Source organism: Rhodoferax sp. (assembly GCF_013297935.1).
Classification (GTDB): domain Bacteria; phylum Pseudomonadota; class Gammaproteobacteria; order Burkholderiales; family Burkholderiaceae_C; genus Allorhodoferax.
Map to the genome: position 1 here is coordinate 105,184 of NZ_JAAFIX010000004.1, position 18,537 is coordinate 123,720.

General features: G+C 61.7%; 20 protein-coding genes. 11 read left to right on the forward strand and 9 right to left on the reverse strand.

Going from position 1 to position 18,537, the window contains the following annotated elements; translation table 11 throughout:
- Nucleotides 1-114: 114 nt before the first annotated feature.
- Nucleotides 115-687: a Holliday junction branch migration protein RuvA gene (gene ruvA / locus QZW03_RS07765; RefSeq protein ID WP_296509576.1), complete on the forward strand. Its 573-nt coding sequence runs from the start codon at nucleotides 115-117 to the stop codon at nucleotides 685-687.
- Between the two features lie 173 nt (nucleotides 688-860).
- Entirely contained in the window at nucleotides 861-1,091 is a 231-nt protein-coding gene (locus tag QZW03_RS07770) for a DUF1161 domain-containing protein (protein WP_296509408.1), read from the forward strand.
- Between the two features lie 4 nt (nucleotides 1,092-1,095).
- Here the strand turns inward: QZW03_RS07770 and QZW03_RS07775 are convergent, their stop codons facing one another.
- Nucleotides 1,096-2,199, reverse strand: coding sequence for a carbonic anhydrase family protein (locus tag QZW03_RS07775; protein ID WP_296509409.1), 1,104 nt, complete (start codon nucleotides 2,197-2,199; stop codon nucleotides 1,096-1,098).
- Nucleotides 2,200-2,380: 181 nt separating this feature from the next.
- Here QZW03_RS07775 and ruvB point away from each other — a divergent pair, with 181 nt between their 5' ends.
- Entirely contained in the window at nucleotides 2,381-3,448 is a 1,068-nt protein-coding gene (gene ruvB, locus QZW03_RS07780) for a Holliday junction branch migration DNA helicase RuvB (RefSeq protein ID WP_296509410.1), read from the forward strand.
- Between the two features lie 162 nt (nucleotides 3,449-3,610).
- Nucleotides 3,611-4,336 carry a hypothetical protein gene (locus QZW03_RS07785; RefSeq protein ID WP_296509411.1) on the forward strand — a complete coding sequence of 242 codons (726 nt, stop codon included), beginning with the start codon at nucleotides 3,611-3,613 and terminating at the stop codon, nucleotides 4,334-4,336.
- Nucleotides 4,337-4,415: 79 nt separating this feature from the next.
- On the opposite strand, the gene QZW03_RS07790 is transcribed toward QZW03_RS07785, so the two are convergent.
- From QZW03_RS07790 to QZW03_RS07825, 8 genes are all read right to left on the reverse strand, one after another.
- Nucleotides 4,416-6,140 carry a lysoplasmalogenase family protein gene (locus QZW03_RS07790; protein ID WP_296509412.1) on the reverse strand — a complete coding sequence of 575 codons (1,725 nt, stop codon included), beginning with the start codon at nucleotides 6,138-6,140 and terminating at the stop codon, nucleotides 4,416-4,418.
- Between the two features lie 156 nt (nucleotides 6,141-6,296).
- Entirely contained in the window at nucleotides 6,297-6,671 is a 375-nt protein-coding gene (locus tag QZW03_RS07795; RefSeq protein WP_296509413.1) for a hypothetical protein, read from the reverse strand.
- Nucleotides 6,672-6,685: 14 nt separating this feature from the next.
- Nucleotides 6,686-7,336: a histidine phosphatase family protein gene (locus QZW03_RS07800; RefSeq protein ID WP_296509414.1), complete on the reverse strand. Its 651-nt coding sequence runs from the start codon at nucleotides 7,334-7,336 to the stop codon at nucleotides 6,686-6,688.
- The gene (locus QZW03_RS07805) at nucleotides 7,337-7,933 is read right to left on the reverse strand and encodes a DUF4136 domain-containing protein (RefSeq protein ID WP_296509415.1); all 597 of its coding nucleotides are present in this window, start codon (nucleotides 7,931-7,933) and stop codon (nucleotides 7,337-7,339) included.
- Nucleotides 7,934-7,951: 18 nt separating this feature from the next.
- Nucleotides 7,952-8,920, reverse strand: coding sequence for a tRNA 2-thiocytidine(32) synthetase TtcA (gene ttcA, locus QZW03_RS07810; protein WP_296509416.1), 969 nt, complete (start codon nucleotides 8,918-8,920; stop codon nucleotides 7,952-7,954).
- A gap of 40 nt (nucleotides 8,921-8,960) precedes the next feature.
- On the reverse strand, nucleotides 8,961-9,332 hold the full coding sequence (locus QZW03_RS07815; protein WP_296509417.1) for a dihydroneopterin aldolase: 372 nt from the start codon (nucleotides 9,330-9,332) through the stop codon (nucleotides 8,961-8,963).
- On the reverse strand, nucleotides 9,329-9,730 hold the full coding sequence (locus QZW03_RS07820) for a dihydroneopterin aldolase (protein ID WP_296509418.1): 402 nt from the start codon (nucleotides 9,728-9,730) through the stop codon (nucleotides 9,329-9,331). The genes QZW03_RS07815 and QZW03_RS07820 overlap by 4 nt, the downstream gene beginning before the upstream one ends.
- Nucleotides 9,727-10,515, reverse strand: coding sequence for an SDR family oxidoreductase (locus QZW03_RS07825; protein ID WP_296509419.1), 789 nt, complete (start codon nucleotides 10,513-10,515; stop codon nucleotides 9,727-9,729). Before QZW03_RS07825 ends, QZW03_RS07820 begins: the two co-directional genes overlap by 4 nt.
- Before the next feature lie 69 nt (nucleotides 10,516-10,584).
- On the opposite strand from QZW03_RS07825, the gene QZW03_RS07830 reads away from it, so the two are divergent.
- From QZW03_RS07830 to QZW03_RS07860, 7 genes are all read left to right on the forward strand, one after another.
- Nucleotides 10,585-11,712, forward strand: a complete 1,128-nt coding sequence (locus QZW03_RS07830; protein WP_296509420.1) for an SAM-dependent methyltransferase — start codon at nucleotides 10,585-10,587, stop codon at nucleotides 11,710-11,712.
- Nucleotides 11,713-11,864: 152 nt separating this feature from the next.
- Entirely contained in the window at nucleotides 11,865-12,893 is a 1,029-nt protein-coding gene (locus QZW03_RS07835) for an iron ABC transporter substrate-binding protein (RefSeq protein WP_296509421.1), read from the forward strand.
- Nucleotides 12,894-12,903: 10 nt separating this feature from the next.
- Nucleotides 12,904-14,472, forward strand: coding sequence for an iron ABC transporter permease (locus QZW03_RS07840; RefSeq protein ID WP_296509422.1), 1,569 nt, complete (start codon nucleotides 12,904-12,906; stop codon nucleotides 14,470-14,472).
- Entirely contained in the window at nucleotides 14,469-15,536 is a 1,068-nt protein-coding gene (locus QZW03_RS07845) for an ABC transporter ATP-binding protein (protein ID WP_296509423.1), read from the forward strand. Before QZW03_RS07840 ends, QZW03_RS07845 begins: the two co-directional genes overlap by 4 nt.
- An 80-nt stretch (nucleotides 15,537-15,616) precedes the next feature.
- The gene (locus QZW03_RS07850) at nucleotides 15,617-15,985 is read left to right on the forward strand and encodes a phosphomannose isomerase type II C-terminal cupin domain (protein ID WP_296509424.1); all 369 of its coding nucleotides are present in this window, start codon (nucleotides 15,617-15,619) and stop codon (nucleotides 15,983-15,985) included.
- Nucleotides 15,986-16,030: 45 nt separating this feature from the next.
- The gene (locus tag QZW03_RS07855; RefSeq protein WP_296509425.1) at nucleotides 16,031-17,011 is read left to right on the forward strand and encodes an ROK family protein; all 981 of its coding nucleotides are present in this window, start codon (nucleotides 16,031-16,033) and stop codon (nucleotides 17,009-17,011) included.
- 174 nt (nucleotides 17,012-17,185) lie between these two features.
- Nucleotides 17,186-18,436 carry an ABC transporter substrate-binding protein gene (locus QZW03_RS07860; RefSeq protein ID WP_296509426.1) on the forward strand — a complete coding sequence of 417 codons (1,251 nt, stop codon included), beginning with the start codon at nucleotides 17,186-17,188 and terminating at the stop codon, nucleotides 18,434-18,436.
- Nucleotides 18,437-18,537: the final 101 nt, after the last annotated feature.

Sequence of the window (18,537 nt, forward strand, 5' to 3'; positions counted from 1 at the left end):
ATCCGGCAAAGCAGAGGACTGCAACAGGGGCGTCACAGGTGCGCCCCCCCCGCATTGTCCCTAATGTTGGCCCCCACGGCCACCCACCACCCCAAGAACCCCGGACTCCGCACCATGATCGGCAAACTCACAGGCATCGTCAGCGACAAAAATCCACCGCAAGTCATCATCGACTGCGGCGGCGTGGGCTACGAGGTGCAGGTGCCCATGAGCACCTTTTACAACCTGCCGGCTGATGGCAACAAGGTCACGCTGCTCACGCACTTTGTGGTTCGCGAAGACGCGCAAATCTTGTACGGCTTTGCCACCAGCACCGAGCGTGAAGCCTTCCGCGAACTCATCAAGATTTCAGGGGTCGGGCCGCGCACTGCGCTGTCGATTCTGTCGGGCTTGAGCGTAGGGGACTTGGCGCAGGCGGTGACTAGCCAGGAGGCGGGGCGACTCGTGAAGGTACCGGGTATTGGTAAAAAGACGGCCGAGCGCTTGCTGCTGGAACTCAAAGGCAAGTTGGGGGCAGATCTTGGGCTGCCTTTGGGCGCCGTGGGCGATGCGCAGTCTGACATCTTGCAGGCGCTGCTGGCGCTGGGCTACAGCGACAAAGAGGCCGCTGCTGCGCTGAAGGCCCTGCCCAAGGATGTGGGTGTCAGCGATGGTATCAAGATGGCACTCAAATCTTTGGCCAAATAGGGCACTGGCCCCGGTAATAATTGCGCGAGTAGCTATTATTTCTATAGCAAATAGGGCCTTCGCCTGTGCGGGTTTGCGATAGGTGGGGCGGGGCGGGCACTTGGCTACTATGCGATGCAACGGCCCGCAGAGGCTGCACCATCCCACAGACTGACCGAGAGAGGAGCTTCCCCATGAAAACTTTGCTGACCCTGAGCACCCTGGCCCTTGCCCTGACGGGGGCCAATGCGTGGGCTGCCAAAGATTGCGAAGTTCTGAAAACCGAACTCAGCGCCAAAATCGAGTCCCACGGCGCCAAGAACTTCACCCTCGACGTCATGGACCGCGATGCCGACTCCGGCAAAAAGCGGGTGGTCGGCACCTGCGAAGCGGGCAAAAAGAAGATCGTCTACACCCGCAACTAAGCTGCTACTGGGCATCGCGCACGGGGCGCCCGTTAATGGGCTGCACCGGTCGCGCGTTGTTCGGGTAGAGCTGGGTGAAGAGGCGGAGCTGATTGCGGCTGATGCTGACAGGTTGCTTCATCACCATCCACAGCACACCTTCCGAGCATGGGGGGGTGGTCAGTGAACCCATGAATTGGTAATAGCGCTGGTCGGCGGGCAAAAGCTCGTTGAGGTTGAGCAGTTCGCGCGGCATGCGCACCCGGTCGCCGGCGTCCAGCGGCATGTAGGTCCAGACCTTGTCGATCATCGGGTTGGTGGTGCCCGGGTCCAACAAAACGGCCACCACCGCCAATTGGCCTTCGTCATTTTTGTGCACCAGGTGCGCCACCATCGCAAAGCGCTTGAAGTTCACGGCCTCTTCAGAGGGCGTGTGAAAGTGGAACTGCAGCAAGCGGTAGCGTGAGCCCCGCACGCTAATGCTGTTGTCGCCCTGGACATCGACCTGGATGGTGTGCCCGTTGTTCACCACAGTGCCATTGCTGGGCACATAGTTGAATTGCACCGCCTCGGCCGGGCCTTGTAAGGTCGTGCCGTCTTCAATGTTGATGGGGGACTGCCTCTTGCCCAGCGCACACAGGTTGAACTCCGGTTTGAGCTTGCCCCAGGCCTGGGGGCCGGTTTCGCCCTCGTAGGCCCAGTGGACTTCGCCGCCATGGGCATCGCCGGTCGTGGTGGGCATGTCACCGCCATGACCGGCGAGGGCAGCGGCACGTGCCTGGATGTATTGGCGGCTGTTGAGATTGTTGTCCCCTTTGCTGCCGCTGCCACTTCCCGCTTTGCTGCTGCCGGTGGCGGGCGAACCCCCGGCCCCGGGGACTTTGGACACATTGATGAGCAGCTTCTTTTTGCCGGCCACCTCAGTGCCCAGCGCTTCGCGGAGTTGGTCGCCCACCTCTTTGGGGTTGGAGGCGCTGGTCGCTGAAATTTCCCCCATCACCGGCTTTTTGGCGGGCTTGGCGGCAGCGGGCGGGTCATTGGCGAGTGCTATGCCTAGGGTCCCCAAAAGCAGCAGGGGGGCCGCACAGTAGCGCAACAGGTGGGCGGGTAGCGAGGGGCGGATGGGCATGTTGTACGCTGCCTTTCAAGCAAACACGGGTGCAGGTTTCAGGCGCCGGTAGCGGGGCGCACGAAGACGATGCGTTTTCTATCGGCAGTTTGCGCGCTTCACTTGAGCGGCGCAAGCCGCACGCTATAGTGGGCACCCCGCTTGGGGTTCTTGTTTTTTACTGCTTGGATAGGCCGCTGCTGTGAGCATTCAGACCGACGATTTTGCTGTTCCACCACCTCCTGCGTCGCGCATGGTGTCGGCGGCGCCTGTGTCCAGCAGTGAAGAGGCCATCGAACGTGCCCTGCGCCCCAAGCTGCTCGACGAATACGTGGGCCAGGCCAAGGTGCGCGAGCAGCTGGAAATTTTTATCGGTGCCGCCAAAAAGCGCGGGGAGGCGCTGGACCATGTGCTGCTGTTCGGCCCGCCCGGTCTGGGCAAAACCACGCTCAGCCACATCATTGCCCATGAATTGGGCGTGAACCTGCGCCAGACATCGGGCCCGGTGCTCGAAAAGCCCAAGGACTTGGCAGCGCTGTTGACCAACCTGGAAAAGAACGACGTTCTCTTCATCGACGAAATTCACCGCCTTTCTGCGGTGGTGGAAGAAATTTTGTACCCCGCGCTGGAGGACTACAAGATCGACATCATGATCGGCGAGGGCCCGGCCGCCCGCTCCATCAAACTCGATTTACAGCCTTTCACACTGGTGGGCGCCACCACGCGGGCCGGCATGCTGACCAACCCGCTGCGCGACCGCTTCGGCATCGTGGCGCGGCTGGAGTTTTATACGAATGAAGAGCTCGCCCGCATCGTCAAACGTAGTGCAGGCTTACTGGGCGTGCCCATGGACGAAGACGGTGGCTTTGAGATTGCCCGCCGCTCGCGCGGCACCCCGCGTATTGCCAACCGCCTGTTGCGCCGGGTGCGCGACTACGCCGAAGTCAAGGGCGACGGCAAGATCACGCTCGATATTGCCAACCGCGCACTCGCCATGCTGGACGTTGACCCGCAAGGCTTTGACCTGATGGACCGCAAGTTGCTGGAGGCCGTCATTCACCGCTTCGACGGCGGCCCCGTAGGGCTGGACAACATTGCGGCCAGCATCGGGGAAGAGCGCGAAACCATTGAAGACGTGATCGAGCCTTACCTCATTCAACAAGGCTACCTGCAGCGCACCCCGCGTGGCCGCATTGCCACGCTAGCCGCTTACCGCCACCTGGGGGTGACGGCCCCGGCCGGGCCGGCGGTGGATTTGTTGGGCGATTAAGCGAAAGCTCACTGGAGCACTGCTGGTTGTCCCCTGCCGCATTAAGGGGCGCGGTGATGCCAGAATCTCAAGTAAAGATTTGTAAAATAAATCTAGAACACAGAAAAGCACACTAATCGCCACATCTCTGTGTGGACTTGGTGATGATCACAGGGAATAAAAATGAAGTCTGCCTATTTGACACTTGGCTTGCCGGGCGATGCGCGAGCAGAAGAGATTCGACAAGCATTTGCGACTGCTCAAGCCAGGTTCACCAAGGAGCATCTGGTCCAACACCCCGAGGACATGGAACGCCTCTTGTCTATTCGGGAGGCGGCCAAGATACTTTTGAATCCGGAAATGCGGGCCGCCCATGACCGAAAGCTGTTGGCGAGCTCCGCAACTGCAAAACTTTCGATGCGCTATGTGGAAGAAGCTCCGGAGACTGCTTGGTACCAGCGCCCTGTCTTGATTGGCGCTCTGCTGGTCGCAGCGCTGTTTTCTACAGGGTTTTATCTGCAGAACAAAAACCAAGAGCGAAAGCGTGAGATTGCGTTGATGGAGTTGGAAAAGCGCAAGATTGAAGAGAAGGAAGCTCAGCAAAAGCTGGCAGAGGAAGCTAAACGCGAAGAAATGGTTTCGAGATTGAACGCCGAAGCAAAGGCCAACGAAGAAAAACTTCGCCGTGAGAGCTTGGTCTCCTCTAGAAATGTGGAATACCAAAACTCCCTGGCCCTGTCGCAGCAGAATCAACGCGCCTATCTAGAGCGGTCAGAAGCTCAGCGGAAAGAGTCTGCCGAAAGAAACGCCAAGTACCAAGCGCAAGCTGAAGCGCAAAGAAATCTGGCAATCGATCAACAGCGCATCCGCAACCTTTGCATGCAAAACTACGGAAAACCTTATTGCTGAAGGTGCGGCTGGGAATAGGACTGCGCTGACGTGTAAGCCGCCCAGTAACGGTGTGCCGGCTCATGTCCCTCGATAAATTTCATGGCCTGCAGTGGCGGCAGATCAGCAACTGCGCAGCAAAGTAAGTCACCAAAATCGCAAACGGGGCCAGCGGCAAAGGCACCAGGAACTTGTTGACCGCGATCAGCGCGTCGCTAGCCATGAAGATGCAGGCGCCGGCACCCACCCAGCGGGCAGCGTGGAGCTTGGTGTGTGTGGCGCGCCCGAGGGCTTGGGCGGTCATCAGGCAAATCACGGTGATGTAGGCTGCCACGGCGAGTTGCAGCCCCGTATCGGGCAGGTGGCTCCACAACACAGCGTAGACCCCGGCCCCGAAGGCGAGCACTACGTACAAGGCCCGGCGGTTGGCAAACCAGGGTGCATCTTGTCGGAACAGCGCGATGTAGAACACGTGCGCCACCAGAAACGCCGCCAGGCCGGGAATGAAGTAGTCGCCCGGCAGCATCAGGAACACGTCGCCCGCCAGTGAAAACACGAGGGCGGTCAGCAACAAAGCGGTAGTTTTTAAGCCAAATGTAGCGGTAGACCCCGTAGAATAAGCGCGAATAGCTACGAAAATAATAGCAATACTCATCACCAGTGGCTTAGCGATCAGGTGTCCGGGCAGCAAGTCTACGGCGCTCAGACTGGCCCAAGCCGCAGCCTCCACGGCCACTACCTCCAGAGCGCTCAAGCCGTGCTGCATGAAGCGGCCGATGGCCCAGACCGAGGCGAACAAGGCGCTGGCGTACAGGGCCGCGTCGGCAAAGCGCAGGCTGTCCGCGACCCACAAAAATGCGGCGACACCCCCTAAAACGACTAAGAACTGCAGCGCTGCAAACCACTGCTGCGCCCTGCTGAGCGGCGGATTAAAGGTCTCCACCTGCTCCAGCCGGAAGGCCGGTTTGGGGTGGGCCGCGGCCAGGTCAGCGGGTTGCCAGCCGGGGGGCATGAACCACACCCGTACCTTGTCGATCCAACGGCGGGTGGCCCAGCTGTCTTTGGCCAGGCCCCAGTACACCTCGGCATTGGCCCACACCGGGTCCCAGCTGTTGAGCGCGCCGCGGGTGCCGTAGACGCAAGGCTCATCTTCTTCACGGAAGGTGCCAAACAGGCGATCCCAGACCATCAGGATGCCACCGTAGTTTTTGTCGATGTACGGGTCGTTCACCGCGTGGTGCACCCGGTGATTGCTGGGCGAGCAAAACACCCGGTCAAACCAGCCCAGCTTGCCCACCTGCTCGGTGTGCACCCAGAACTGGTAGAGCAGGTCGATGAGCGCCACGATGCCAAAAATCAGCGGTGGCACACCGGCCACTGCCATGGGCAGGTAAAACACCCAGCCGAAAAATGCACCGCTGCTGGTTTGGCGCAGGGCGGTCGAGAGGTTGTAGTGCTGGCTCTGGTGGTGCACCACATGGGCGGCCCAGAATAAGGCCACGACGTGACCGGCGCGGTGCAGCCAGTAGTAGCAGAAGTCGTAAAACACCAAGGCCAGCACCACGCCATACCAGGTGCTCCAAAAAGCAAGGTCGGGGTAGAGCGCTACAGCGTGAAACACCGCCGTATAAATGCCGACGGTGAGTACCTTAGACAGCACCCCCGCCACCTGGCTCAAGATGCCAAGGCTGATGCTGTTGATGGCGTCATTGAGCCGGTAGGCGCGGCTGCCGGGCACGCGAGCCGTGGCGCGGCGGCTCCAGGCGAACTCCAGCGCGATCAGCAGAAAAAAAACCGGGGTGGCGAAAACGATGATTTTGCTCATGCGGCATTTTTGCCGAGCAAGCGCTTGGTGCCGATCGGGGGAACCCTAGGCCGCGCTGTGGGCGTGCGTCTATTTCCGTCCGCGGAAAGTGCGCCACTGGTCTCGGGTGAACCAGCCCGTGACACCGGCGAGCACGAAATAAAAGGCAAACAAAGGTCAGTCCACTGCCGGAAAGTGCCAGACATCGCTGACAACGGCCGACACGCTGATCAAGCACAGCAGCCCGGCGAGCAGGGCCCACAGCAGCGCGAGAAAGCGCTCGACGCCGGTTTTGACGTTTTCCATGGTGTGCCGGGCTTCCTGCCAGGCATCCGCCGCATCGGCTAACGGGCTTTGGGCTTGGGCTTCTAGCGCCTCAGCCACATTGCCTTGTTGCACCAGCGCCGCAAAGTCGCCTTGTTGCGGGCGAGTTGCCCGCTTGCGCCACCAGAGACCCAAGAACACTGCGGCGATGACCGCGACGATGAGGCCCGCATACAGCAGTTGGTCTTGCCAAGGGACTGAGCCTGCGTGGAGCACGTAATGGAGCATGGGGCGCTGGGCCTTTAAGTGGTGGTTTCGTCCAGCGTGTCGTCTTCGAGGTGGCGCGCATCGCCCCAGCCGACCAGGCTCAGGCCATCGGGCGTCCAGAGCAGGCGGTTGATGGCGGCGTTGCCGAGGTGCCAGGTGCGCGCGGCGTGCAGCTCCTGGCGGGTGGCCAGCCGGTACAGCATGTCCATCACGCCGCCGTGGGCCACCAGCACGATGTGCTCGCCCGGGTGCCGCGCTGCAATGTCGTCTACGGTGCTGCGCACCCGCTCCAGCAGCTGGGTCGGAGTTTCACCGCCGGGCGGGGCGAAGTGCGGGTCGCGCTGTTTCCAGCGGCGGGACTCGTCGGGCCACTTCTCGGCAATGTCGGCCCAGGTTTTGCCCTCAAAAGTGCCGAAGCCGCGCTCGCGCAGGCCGGTGTGCAGCTGCACGTCGCGGGCTGCCGGCTTGGCCGTGTGCCGGGCTATGGCTCGGGCGGTGGTGTGGGCGCGCTGCAGGTCGCTGCTGTAAATGCGGTCAATCACTTCATCGGCCAATGCCGCGCCCACGCGCTCGGCTTGCCAGAGGCCGTGGTCATTGAGGCCGATGTCGAGTTGACCTTGGATGCGGGTGTCTACATTCCACGCGGTTTCGCCGTGGCGCACGGCAATGATGCGGGTGACCGGCACTCAGCGCTCCCCTTTGCCGGCGGGTGGCAGCTCAACCACGACGCGGCGTTTACCGGGGGTGGGGTAGTCCTTGAGCGCGGCCTCCAGCATGGGCGGCACCAAGTTCAGGGTGTCGCGCCATGGGCCGTCAAACACAGCGGTGGTTTCAAAGTCGACCTGGCTGGTGCTGCTATCGCGCAGTGTCAGGTGCACCCGGTGGCGGTACCACGGAACTTCGATGGCGGGTGTCAGGGGCCACTCCTCGTAGAGGCGACCATCTGCGCCACGCACCAGGCGGGGCCGGGGCGGGCGGTAGTGCGGGTTGCGAATGTTGTCCACACCCAGGCTCACTTGGGCGAGATAGCGGCCGCTGGTGTCATTGCGGGTCAGGCCGATGCGTTCCAAAGCCTCTTGGGCCAGGCTCTCCAGGGTGTCCTGAAAATCGGTGTTTTGCTGCTGCGAGGGCAGGCGATCGAAGCGGAACTCCGCGCCGCCGGAGGCCAGGCCCGCGCCGGCAAAGCTCTGCACATCGCTGTCGATCATGCGGGGCATCGAGCAAGCGCTCAGCAGCGCCAGCAAGATCAGCATCAAAAACCGTTGTAGCCCACGTGGAATCATCGCAATGTGCTCCTGAATTTATAGCGAAACGACCTGCATCCCGGGCAGGCCTGCCAGACCCGGCAGGGTGGGGGTGGGCAGGTCTTCGGCATCAAAAGCCTTGTCACCGTTCTCGTCCGCAATACCGGTGGGGCGGATGTTTTTGAAGTCGTGCTTGGTGTGGTCCATCAGGTGCGAGGGCACCACGTTTTGCAGCGCGGTGAACATGGTTTCCGCACGGCCGGGATATTGCTTTTCCCAGTCGCGCAGCATGTTGCCGATCTGTACCCGTTGCAGGTTGGTCTGGCTGCCGCACAGGCTGCAGGGGATGATGGGGAACTCGCGGTGGGCCGCCCAGCGGATCAGGTCTTTCTCGGCCACATAGGCCAGCGGGCGGATGACGACAAACTCGCCGTTGTCGCTGGTGAGCTTGGGGGGCATGCCCTTGAGCTTGCCGCCGAAAAACATGTTCAAAAAGAAGGTCTGCAACATGTCGTCGCGGTGGTGGCCCAGCGCGAGCTTGTTGCACTTGAGCTTGCGCGCCACGTTGTACAAAATGCCCCGGCGCAAGCGGCTGCACAGGCTGCACATGGTCTTGCCTTCGGGGATGTTGCGCTTGACGATGGAGTAGGTGTCCTGCGTCTCAATGTGGAACTCCACCCCCAGTTTGGTCAGGTACTCGGGCAGGATGTGCTCGGGAAAGCCGGGCTGTTTCTGGTCGAGGTTGACCGCCACGATCTCGAAGTTGATGGGCGCGCGCTGCTGCATTTTGAGCAGGATGTCGAGCATGCCGTAGCTGTCTTTGCCACCCGACATGCAGACCATCACGCGGTCGCCCTCTTCAATCATGTTGAAGTCCATGATGGCCTGGCCGACCTGGCGGCACAGGCGCTTTTCGAGCTTGTGGGTTTCGCGCTCGATCTTCAGTTCTTTCTGGCGCGCAGCTGCGGCTTCGGTGGCGTCGGCCACGTCGGTGGGGGTGTCTTCTTCAATCCAGGTGGCGTTCATAGGTTTCTTTCTCGTTGCGCGGGGCCGGTGGCAGGGGGGTTCACCACTGCCCGGTTTCCATGCGGATGGCAACTTCACAGTCTTCAAATATTTCCAGTTTGGCGATCTTGACCCGCACGCCCAGCACGCCGGGAAGTTGCATCAGGCGGTGGGCCAGTTTGCCGATCAGGGTTTCGAGCAGGTTCACATGCTCGGCGGTGCACTCGCTGATGATGATCTGGCGCACCTTGCGGTAGTCCAGCACGTGGTTGATGTCATCGTCAGTGGGCAGCAGGGGCTGGGTGCCCAGGCTGAGTTCAGCATCGACCTGAATCGGCTGGGGTGCGAGTTTTTCAGACTCCAGAATGCCCAGGTTGGCGTCGAAACGCAGCCCCGTGAGGGTCAGGGTCTGTTGACCGGTATGGGCCTTCATGCGTTCATGCCTTTCATGCGGAACACTTCAACGCCTACGCCCGCACAGTCGGGATAGACATCTGGTTTTTGGGTGGACAGGCGCACGGCGCGCACCTGCGGGTGGGCCAGCAGTTGCTGCACCAATTCGTCACACAAGGTTTCTTGCAGCTCTACGTGGCCGCGCGCAATGCGTTTGGCAATCAGCTCGCGCACAAAGTCGTAGTCCACCACTTCGGAGAGCTGGTCGGCGGTCGGTGTGCTGCCTTCATAGGGCACAAACAACTCCACATTGAAGATGAGCCGCTGCGTAACGCCTTTCTCAAAGGCATGCGCGCCGATGTGCACTTGCACCGTGTGGTCGCGCAAAAAGAGGCGGCGGCATTCGAGTGCCAGGGTGACAAACAAATCGTGGCTCATGGGGCTGCTTTCGGGGGCGTGGGTTCGATGGCGAACATCACATCACGCGCCAAGGGAACCAGGTGCTGGCCGTTGTCGACGCACAAGGTGCTTCCGGTGATGCAGGGGTTGTCGGCCAAAAACAGGCAGGTGGCGGCAACCTGGCCGGGGTCAATCGGCTCTTGCAGCAGGTTCACCCGGGCCGCCTTGTCGAAGTTTTCTTGGGTTTGCGGGCCGCTTAAAAACATCAGGCCCGGGGCCACACCACATACCCGCACCGCAGGCGCCAGTGCCTGGGCCTGCAGCGCCACTGCGCGTTCCAGCGCGAGCTTGCTGACGGTGTAGGAGAAATAGTCGGGGTTGAGGTTGAACACCTTCTGGTCCAGCACGTGGATCACGCTGTGCCCACCGGGCAAGGCGTCGGGCCCGAGGCTGTTGGCCATCCAGCGGGACAGCGACAGCGGTGCCATCAGGTTCACTTCGAGTTGCTGGCGGGCACCTTCGGTGTCGATGGCGTCTCCCGCGTCGGGCTCAAAGCTGCTTGCGTTGTTGATCAGGCAATGGAGCGGGCCTGCCTTTACGGCGATTTCGGCAATCAGGTCGCGGCGGCTGGTCTCATCGGCCAGATCGGCATAAATGGCGTGGGCTTCGTGCCCCTGGGCGCGCAGCTGGGCGCACAGGGCCTCGGCCGCACCCGCGCTACGCTGGTAGTGGCACCAGACCTCCCAGCCCGCAGCCGCAAAGCGGGTGCAGATCAAAGCACCCAAACGATGGGCTCCGCCGGTAACGAGTACGCGCTTCAACACAATAGGTTCCTGAAAAGGGGGTGGGGCGAGGGGGAAAGATAATCCTTGGCTTTACGCAACACACAACACATGTCTATGTCCACGACGGAAAACATTCCGGCCAAGCTGACCCGAATTATCGCGGATGCCATCGATCAGGCCGGTGGATGGATCGGATTTGACACATTCATGTCCATGGCTTTGTACGCGCCGGGCCTGGGTTACTACACCAACGGGTCGACCAAATTCGGCCAAATGCCGCAGGGCATGCAAACCGCAGAGGGCTTGCAGGGCGCGGGGAGCGACTTTGTGACTGCCCCTGAAATCAGCCCGCTGTTCGGCCAGACGCTGGCCCGGCAAGTCGCCCAAGTGCTGGAAGCCACCGGAACCGACGAGGTCTGGGAGTTCGGTGCCGGCACGGGAGCGCTGGCGGGCCAGCTGTTGTCGGCTTTGGGTGACCGAGTGCGCCGCTACACGATTGTGGATTTGTCCGAGTCGCTCAAAGCCCGCCAGCGGGAGCGCCTGGCCGCCTACGCTGACAAGGTGCAGTGGGTGAGTGCGCTGCCCGACGCCATGCGCGGTGTGGTGGTCGGCAATGAGGTACTGGACGCCATGCCGGTCCAACTCCTGGCACGGGTCAGCGGGGTGTGGCATGAGCGGGGTGTGGCGTGGTCGGGCGGGCAATTGGTGTGGGCAGACCGGGTCACCGAGCTGCGCCCGCCGGTGGAGGTCGACGGCGAGCACGACTACCTGACCGAAATCCACGCCCAGGGCGATGCGTTTGTGCGCACCCTGGCGGATCGCTTGCAGCTCGGGGCAGCAGTGTTGCTGGACTACGGTTTCCCTGAGAGTGAGTACTACCATGTGCAGCGCTCCGGCGGCACCGTCATGTGCCATCAGGCCCACCGGGCTGACGCGAATCCGCTGGAGAGCGTGGGCTTGAAAGACATTACCGCCCATGTGAACTTCACCGGCACCGCCGTGGCCGCGCAAGACGCCGGGCTCGACGTGCTGGGCTATACCAACCAGGCCAATTTTTTGATCAACTGCGGCCTAGTCGAAGACATGCAGTCGGAGGATTTAGCGGCCCGAGTGGCGGCGAGCAAGCTGCTCATGGAGCATGAAATGGGCGAGTTTTTCAAGGTGATTGCCGTCGGCCGGGGCGTGGATCTTCCACTGCTGGGCTTTGCCCGCGGGGACCGGACTCACCGGCTTTGAAGGAGAGTGCGGGCTCGCCGCTGCAGCCTTGTAAAGGTTTGACCTGTGTCAGGAAAAACCCTGAGGCCTGCGGCTACAATCTAAATGCGAATTGTTTTTATTCGTGACCCCGTCATCACCATGCTGACACTTTAGATTCAAGAGCGAGCTCCATGAAACGCACATTTTTGACCTCCATTTTCCGGCTCGCGGTTGTGAGCGCAACCCTGGGCCCGGTAGCTTGGGTGCAGGCCCAAGGTGTCACACCGTCGGCCGAAGGCATCGTGGTGTACAACGCGCAGCACGCCAGTTTGACCCAGGCTTGGGTCGATGCGTTCACCAAGGAAACCGGCATCAAAGTGACCTTGCGCCAAGGTGGTGACACCGAGCTGGGCAACCAATTGGTGCAAGAGGGCGCAGCGTCGCCTGCCGACGTGTTTTTGACAGAAAACTCGCCCGCCATGACGCTGGTGGACGGTGCCGGCTTGTTTGCGCCGCTGGACCCGGCCACCATCAGCCAAGTGGCGCCGAACTACCGCACCGCGCATGGCCGCTGGGTGGGTATTGCGGCTCGCAGCACCGTGTTTGTGTACAAAAAGACCAAGTTCACGCCCGAGCAGTTGCCCAAGTCCCTGATGGATCTTGCCAAGCCTGAGTGGAAAGGTCGTTGGGCTGCATCACCCGCAGGTGCGGACTTTCAGGCTATCGTGAGTGCCGTACTGGAACTCAAGGGCGAAGCCGCCACCTTGGCGTGGCTCAAGGGCATGAAGGAGAACGTGGTGCCATTCAAGGGCAACAGCATCGCCATGAAGGCCGTGAATGCGGGCCAGGTCGATGGCGCGGTGATTTACCACTATTACTACTACGGCGACATGGCCAAGACCGGTGAAAACAGTGAGAAGGTGGGCCTGCACTACTTCCGCAACGAAGACCCGGGCGCTTTTGTCAGCATTTCGGGCGGTGGCGTGCTGGCCTCCAGCAAGCGCAAGCCCGAAGCGCAAGCCTTTTTGAAATGGATCACCGGCAAAGGTGGTCAGGAAATTTTGCGCACAGGCTCTTCCTTTGAATACGCCGTGGGCCAAGGCGCTGCCTCGCACCGCAGCCTGGTCCCGCTGGCTGACCTTAATGCTCCCAAAGTGGAGCCCGCCAAGCTCAATAGCAAAAAAGTGTCTGACCTGATGACCCAGGCCGGCATCTTGTAAGCCACGTCCCGTGACAACACTTGCGGTGCAGGTTCCTGCGCCCCCGGCCCGCTTAGCGCGCCGGGGGCGTTTGTCTTGGGTGGCCCTTGCGGCTTTGTGGGTGTCGGCGCTCTCGCTGTTGCCCTTGGGTTTTGTGGCCTGGGTGGCGGTGCAGAGCGGCTGGGATGTGGTGGCCGCACTCGTGTTCCGGCCCCGGGTCGGCGAGCTTTTGCTCAACACGGCTGCACTGGTCGCGCTGACCGTGCCCCTGTGCATTGGCTTGTCGTTGGCCCTTGCTTGGTTGACGGAGCGCTCTGATTTGCCCGGCGCGCGGGTGTGGTCGTGGATCGCCGCGGCACCCCTGGCCGTGCCGGCTTTTGTACACAGCTACGCCTGGATCAGCGTCGCCCCCGGCATGCACGGTTTGTGGGCCGCAGTGCTGATTTCGGTGGTGGCCTATTTCCCGTTTGTGTATTTGCCCATTGCCGCAGCACTGCGCCGCCTGGACCCGGCCATGGAAGATGCTGCCGCGTCTTTGGGCTTGAGTCCCTGGGCAGTTTTCTTGCGGGTGGTGTTGCCGCAGATGCGGCTGGCCATCTGGGGCGGGGCCTTGTTGGTCGGCCTGCACTTGTTGGCCGAATACGGGTTGTTTGTCACCATCCGGTTTGACACCTTCACGACCGCCATCGTCGACCAGTTCCAGAGCACCTACAACGGCCCGGCCGCCAACATGCTCGCCGGCGTATTGGTGCTGTGCTGCTTTGGCTTGCTGGGGCTGGAGGCCGGTACCCGCGGGCGGGAACGCTACGCCCGGGTGGGCGCCGGCTCTGCCCGGCAGGTGCCGGTGCAAGCGCTGGGGCACTGGCGCCTATTGTGCGTGTTGCTGCCCGCGGTGACCGCTGTGCTTTCACTGGGTGTGCCCATGGCCACGCTGAGCCGCTGGCTCTGGGCCGGTGGCAGCGCGGTGTGGAACCTGCAAGAACTGGCACCCGCCGTCTGGCAAACGCTGTTGCTGGCGGGGCTGGGGGCTGCACTCACCACAGCTGCTGCGGTGCCCATGGCGTGGTTGTCGATCCGCGCTCCCGGCAAATTGCAGCGCTGGGTGGAGGGTGCCAACTACCTGGCGGGCGCCTTGCCCGGCATTGTGGTGGCGCTGGCCCTGGTGACCGTGACCGTGCGTGTGGCCCGCCCGCTGTACCAAACGGCGTTCACCGTCATGCTGGCATATGCCCTTATGTTTTTGCCGCGCGCATTGGTCAGCCTGCGCGCCGGCATTGCCCAAGCGCCCATGGAGTTGGAGCAAGCCGCCCGCAGCCTCGGGCGCACACCGGCTCAAGCGCTGTGGCAAATCACCATGCGCCTGGCCGCACCCGGCGCGGCTTCGGGTTACGCCATGGTGTTTTTGGCGATCACCACCGAGCTGACCGCCACGCTGCTGCTGTCACCCAACGGCACCCAAACATTGGCAACCGCCTTCTGGTCGCACAGTTCAGAAATTGATTACGCAGGCGCGGCTCCCTACGCCTTGCTGATGGTGCTCTTGTCGCTACCGCTGACCTGGCTTCTGTATCTCCAATCCCGACGCATTGCTGGACGATGACTACTCTTGAACTGCACGGCGTGCACAAATCGTATGGCGCCGTTACAGCGCTCCATGGCATTCACCTGAGCGTGGCCCGTGGCAGCCGAACGGCTATCGTGGGCCCGTCGGGCTCCGGCAAAACCAGTTTGCTCCGCATCATTGCCGGGTTCGAGGCGCCGGACGCCGGCCGCGTGGTGCTGCAGGGTACGGTGCTGGCAGATGGCCCCTCCATCGTGCCGGCGCACCGCCGCGGAATCGGCTATGTGCCGCAAGACGGGGCGCTGTTTCCCCACCTGAGCGTGGCAGACAACGTCGGCTTCGGGCTGGATCGCCACGCGCCCGACCGCAGCCAGCGGATCGGCGAACTCATGGACATGGTGTCGCTCGACCGCGCGATGCTGCAACGCCGCCCGCACGAACTCTCCGGCGGCCAGCAACAGCGCGTGGCACTGGCCCGGGCCTTGGCGCAGCGGCCCCAGCTCATGCTGTTGGACGAGCCCTTTTCGGCGCTGGACACAGGTTTGCGCGCTGCCACCCGCAAGGCCGTGGCCCAACTGCTGCAGGCCGCTGGCATCACCACCATTCTGGTCACCCATGACCAGGCCGAAGCACTGTCATTTGCCGACCAGGTTGCCGTGATGCGCGGTGGCCGGTTGGCGCAAACTGGGTCCCCGCTGGAGGTGTATCTCCGGCCCAACGACCCGGTCACCGCTACCTTTTTGGGCGAGGCCGTGGTGCTACCGGCCCGCTTGTCGCAGGGCTGGGCCGAGTGCGCGCTGGGGAAATTGCCTACTGGCGATAGCACCCGCAGCGGGGACGGGCTCGTGCTCCTGCGCCCGGAGCAGTTGCAGGTCGTGCCTTTGTCCGGTGTAGCGGCTCCGGCAGAGGGCCACCCTGTGTGTGCCGGCACGGTGGTGGAGGCCGACTTTTGCGGTGCGGTGTGTGAGCTCTCGGTGCGTCTGGACGAAGCCTCGGGCGGTGCGCTGGTTCACGTTCACAGCGCCGGGCTGGACGCGCCCTCTGCGGGCGCGCGCGTCGCGGTGTCGGCGCGGGGCTCGGCCCATGTGTTTCCCGCATCCTGAAAACGCCCAGTAACAAGCCCGTAACAGCAGGGGGGTGTTGCGGGGTAGTATCTGCGCGCCGTTTTAAGGATTGTTTAATCATGCAGACTACCTTGCGAACCGAGACGATTGAGCGCACCGAGCGACCCTGGGGTTGGTATGAAACCATCTCGGAGGTGCCGGGCAACAAGATCAAGCGTATCGGGGTGCACCCCGGACAGCAGCTCAGTTTGCAAAAGCACCACCAGCGCGCTGAGCACTGGGTGGTGACCACCGGCACCGCACGCGTCACACTGGATGACCGCCAGTTCGACCTGCAGCCGGGGGAGTATTGCGACATTGCCATCGGCCAAGTGCACCGGCTGGCCAACCTGACCGACGGCCCGGTTGAAATTGTGGAAGTACAGTTCGGCAGTTATCTGGGCGAGGACGATATCGTCCGCCTGCAAGACGACTACGGCCGCAACTGAGTTGACCACCCCCTGTTTATTCCCAGAATTGAGAGCGAGCGCACCATGGCTTTGACCCACGACATTGAATTGAACATCGCACCCGGCAGCAAGCCGGTCGCTTGCGTAGACATTGGCGGCACCAAGGTGGCGGTCAACATTGCCGACGCCGCCGGCGTGCGGGGCAAGGTCTCCGAGCCCACCGCCAAAGAAGGCAACAACGACGCGCTGGCGCGCCAGATCATCCGCATGGTGGGCGAGAGCTGCGCCTTGGCCGGGGTGGCGGTGGCCGACATTGCGGCTGTGGGCGTAGCCACCTGCGGGCCTTTTGTGATCAATGGCGGCATGGTCGAGCTGGCCGGCCCCAATATTTGTGGCGGTTTGGCCGGCAAAGCCCGTGGTTTGCCCAACGACTGGGTCACCGCGCTGCTGGAAGCGCCGCTTAAAGCCGCATTTCCCAATGTGCGCGTCGAAAACGATGGCGTGGGCGCGCTGGAGGCCGAGCGCCGCTGGGGTGCGCTGCAGGGCGTGGCTAACTGCGCCTACGTGACCTGGAGCACCGGCATCGGCATGGGCTTGTGCGTGGATGGCCACATTTTGCGCGGCAAAAACGGCAATGCAGGGCACGCCGGCCACACCTTTGTGACCAGCAACGACGACGCCTTGTGCGGCTGCGGCAATGTGGGCGATGTGGAGGGGCTGGTTGCGGGCAACGCAATTCCGCGCCGCTTCGGAGCGCAGGGTTTTGCCGATGCTGCTACTCTTTTTATAGCTGCTCGCGCAGGGAACGCGGGGGCTGAGGCCATTATTGATGACTTATGTCACGTGATGGGGCGCACGCTCTACAACATGGTGGCCACGCTCGATTTGCAGCGCATCAGCATCGGCGGCAGTGTGTTCTGGCACAACCGCGACTACCTGCTGCCCAAGTTGCAAGCCGCCCTCAAGGGCAAGCTGCCGGCGCTGACCGATGGCGTGGAAATCGTGCCCGCAGGCCTGGGCGAAAAGGTGGGCGACTACGCTGCTTTGGCGTTGGTGGTGGGCTGAGAACTAAATCAACACAACTTATCTAGTCGCGGTTAGGGAAACTCCTAGTAGTTTGGCGTTAAAAATTAATTAAAAATTAATTAATTCAAGTGGACATGGTGTTCGTTTGAATTCAACGTTGCTTTCGGTCCCGGGCACACGGGGTCGGACAGACAAACTTTATTTGGAGACAAGATGTTGAAGCTTTCTAAACTCGCCACCGCAGTGGCACTCGTGGTTGCTGGTTCGGCCGCTGTGGCTGGTGAAGTGGAAGTCCTGCACTACTGGACATCCGGCGGCGAAGCCAAGTCTGTGGCTGAACTGAAGAAGATCATGCAAGGCAAGGGCCACACATGGAAAGACTTCGCAGTCGCTGGCGGCGGCGGCGATAACGCAGCTACCGTGCTGAAGAGCCGTGTCGTGAGCGGCAACCCTCCTGCAGCTGCCCAGATCAAGGGTCCAGCTATCCAGGAATGGGCTTCTGAAGGCGTGTTGGCTAACCTCGACGCAACTGCCAAGGCCGAAAAGTGGGACGAGCTGCTGCCTAAGGTGGTGGCTGACGTCATGAAGTACAAAGGCAACTACGTTGCTGCTCCCGTGAACGTGCACCGCGTGAACTGGATGTGGGCTAACGCCGCTGTGCTGAAAAAAGCTGGCGTGACCTCCACTCCCAAGACATGGGACGAGTTCTTTGCTGCTGCTGAAAAAGTTAAAAAGGCTGGCCTGATTCCCGTGGCACACGGTGGCCAGAACTGGCAAGACTTCACCACCTTTGAGTCCGTGGCTCTGGGCGTGGGCGGTACCAAGTTCTACAACGACGCTTTGATCAAGCTCGACGAAAAGGCTTTGACCAGCGCCACCATGACCAAGGTCCTGGAAACATTCCGCAAGGTCAAGGGCTACACCGACGCAGCCGCTCCTGGCCGCGACTGGAACCTGGCCACTGCCATGGTGATCCAAGAGAAGGCCGCTTTCCAGTTCATGGGTGACTGGGCCAAGGGCGAGTTCTCTGCTGCTGGCAAGGTGCCCGGCAAAGACTACGTTTGCGCGGCTGCTCCCGGCACCGGCAATGCGTACACCTTCAACGTGGACTCGTTTGCTATGTACAAGCTGAAAGACGCCGGCGCCCAAAAGGCCCAGGCTGATCTGGCTGCTTCCATCATGGGCACCGAGTTCCAGGAAGTGTTCAACCTGAACAAGGGCTCTATCCCTGTTCGTTTGAACATGAAGATGGACAAGTTTGACGACTGCGCCAAGACTTCCGCCAAGGACTTTGTGGACACCGCCAAAACCGGTGGCTTGGTTCCTTCCGTTGCTCACGGCATGGCCATCAAGCCAGCTGCTGAAGGCGCGATCAAGGATGCCGTGTCCCAGTTCTGGAACGACGACAAGATCTCCGTTGCTGACGGCGTGAAGAACATCGCCAAGGCCGCTGCTACCAAGTAAGCCCTGGCCGGTGCCAGCAGGCACCGTGCACCTTCAATAGCCCTATCCCTGCCCGCAGGGGTAGGGCTATTTCAAATCACGTGTTCTTCAGGTTTCTTCCC

Coding starts and splice junctions, on each gene's coding strand:
- ruvA (WP_296509576.1), top strand. CDS start 115: ATGATCGGCAAACTCACAGGCATCGTCAGCGACAAAAATCCACCGCAA.
- QZW03_RS07770 (WP_296509408.1), top strand. CDS start 861: ATGAAAACTTTGCTGACCCTGAGCACCCTGGCCCTTGCCCTGACGGGG.
- QZW03_RS07775 (WP_296509409.1), bottom strand. CDS start 2,199: ATGCCCATCCGCCCCTCGCTACCCGCCCACCTGTTGCGCTACTGTGCG.
- QZW03_RS07785 (WP_296509411.1), top strand. CDS start 3,611: ATGAAGTCTGCCTATTTGACACTTGGCTTGCCGGGCGATGCGCGAGCA.
- QZW03_RS07790 (WP_296509412.1), bottom strand. CDS start 6,140: ATGAGCAAAATCATCGTTTTCGCCACCCCGGTTTTTTTTCTGCTGATC.
- QZW03_RS07795 (WP_296509413.1), bottom strand. CDS start 6,671: ATGCTCCATTACGTGCTCCACGCAGGCTCAGTCCCTTGGCAAGACCAA.
- QZW03_RS07805 (WP_296509415.1), bottom strand. CDS start 7,933: ATGATTCCACGTGGGCTACAACGGTTTTTGATGCTGATCTTGCTGGCG.
- ttcA (WP_296509416.1), bottom strand. CDS start 8,920: ATGAACGCCACCTGGATTGAAGAAGACACCCCCACCGACGTGGCCGAC.
- QZW03_RS07815 (WP_296509417.1), bottom strand. CDS start 9,332: ATGAAGGCCCATACCGGTCAACAGACCCTGACCCTCACGGGGCTGCGT.
- QZW03_RS07820 (WP_296509418.1), bottom strand. CDS start 9,730: ATGAGCCACGATTTGTTTGTCACCCTGGCACTCGAATGCCGCCGCCTC.
- QZW03_RS07830 (WP_296509420.1), top strand. CDS start 10,585: ATGTCTATGTCCACGACGGAAAACATTCCGGCCAAGCTGACCCGAATT.
- QZW03_RS07835 (WP_296509421.1), top strand. CDS start 11,865: ATGAAACGCACATTTTTGACCTCCATTTTCCGGCTCGCGGTTGTGAGC.
- QZW03_RS07845 (WP_296509423.1), top strand. CDS start 14,469: ATGACTACTCTTGAACTGCACGGCGTGCACAAATCGTATGGCGCCGTT.
- QZW03_RS07850 (WP_296509424.1), top strand. CDS start 15,617: ATGCAGACTACCTTGCGAACCGAGACGATTGAGCGCACCGAGCGACCC.
- QZW03_RS07855 (WP_296509425.1), top strand. CDS start 16,031: ATGGCTTTGACCCACGACATTGAATTGAACATCGCACCCGGCAGCAAG.
- QZW03_RS07860 (WP_296509426.1), top strand. CDS start 17,186: ATGTTGAAGCTTTCTAAACTCGCCACCGCAGTGGCACTCGTGGTTGCT.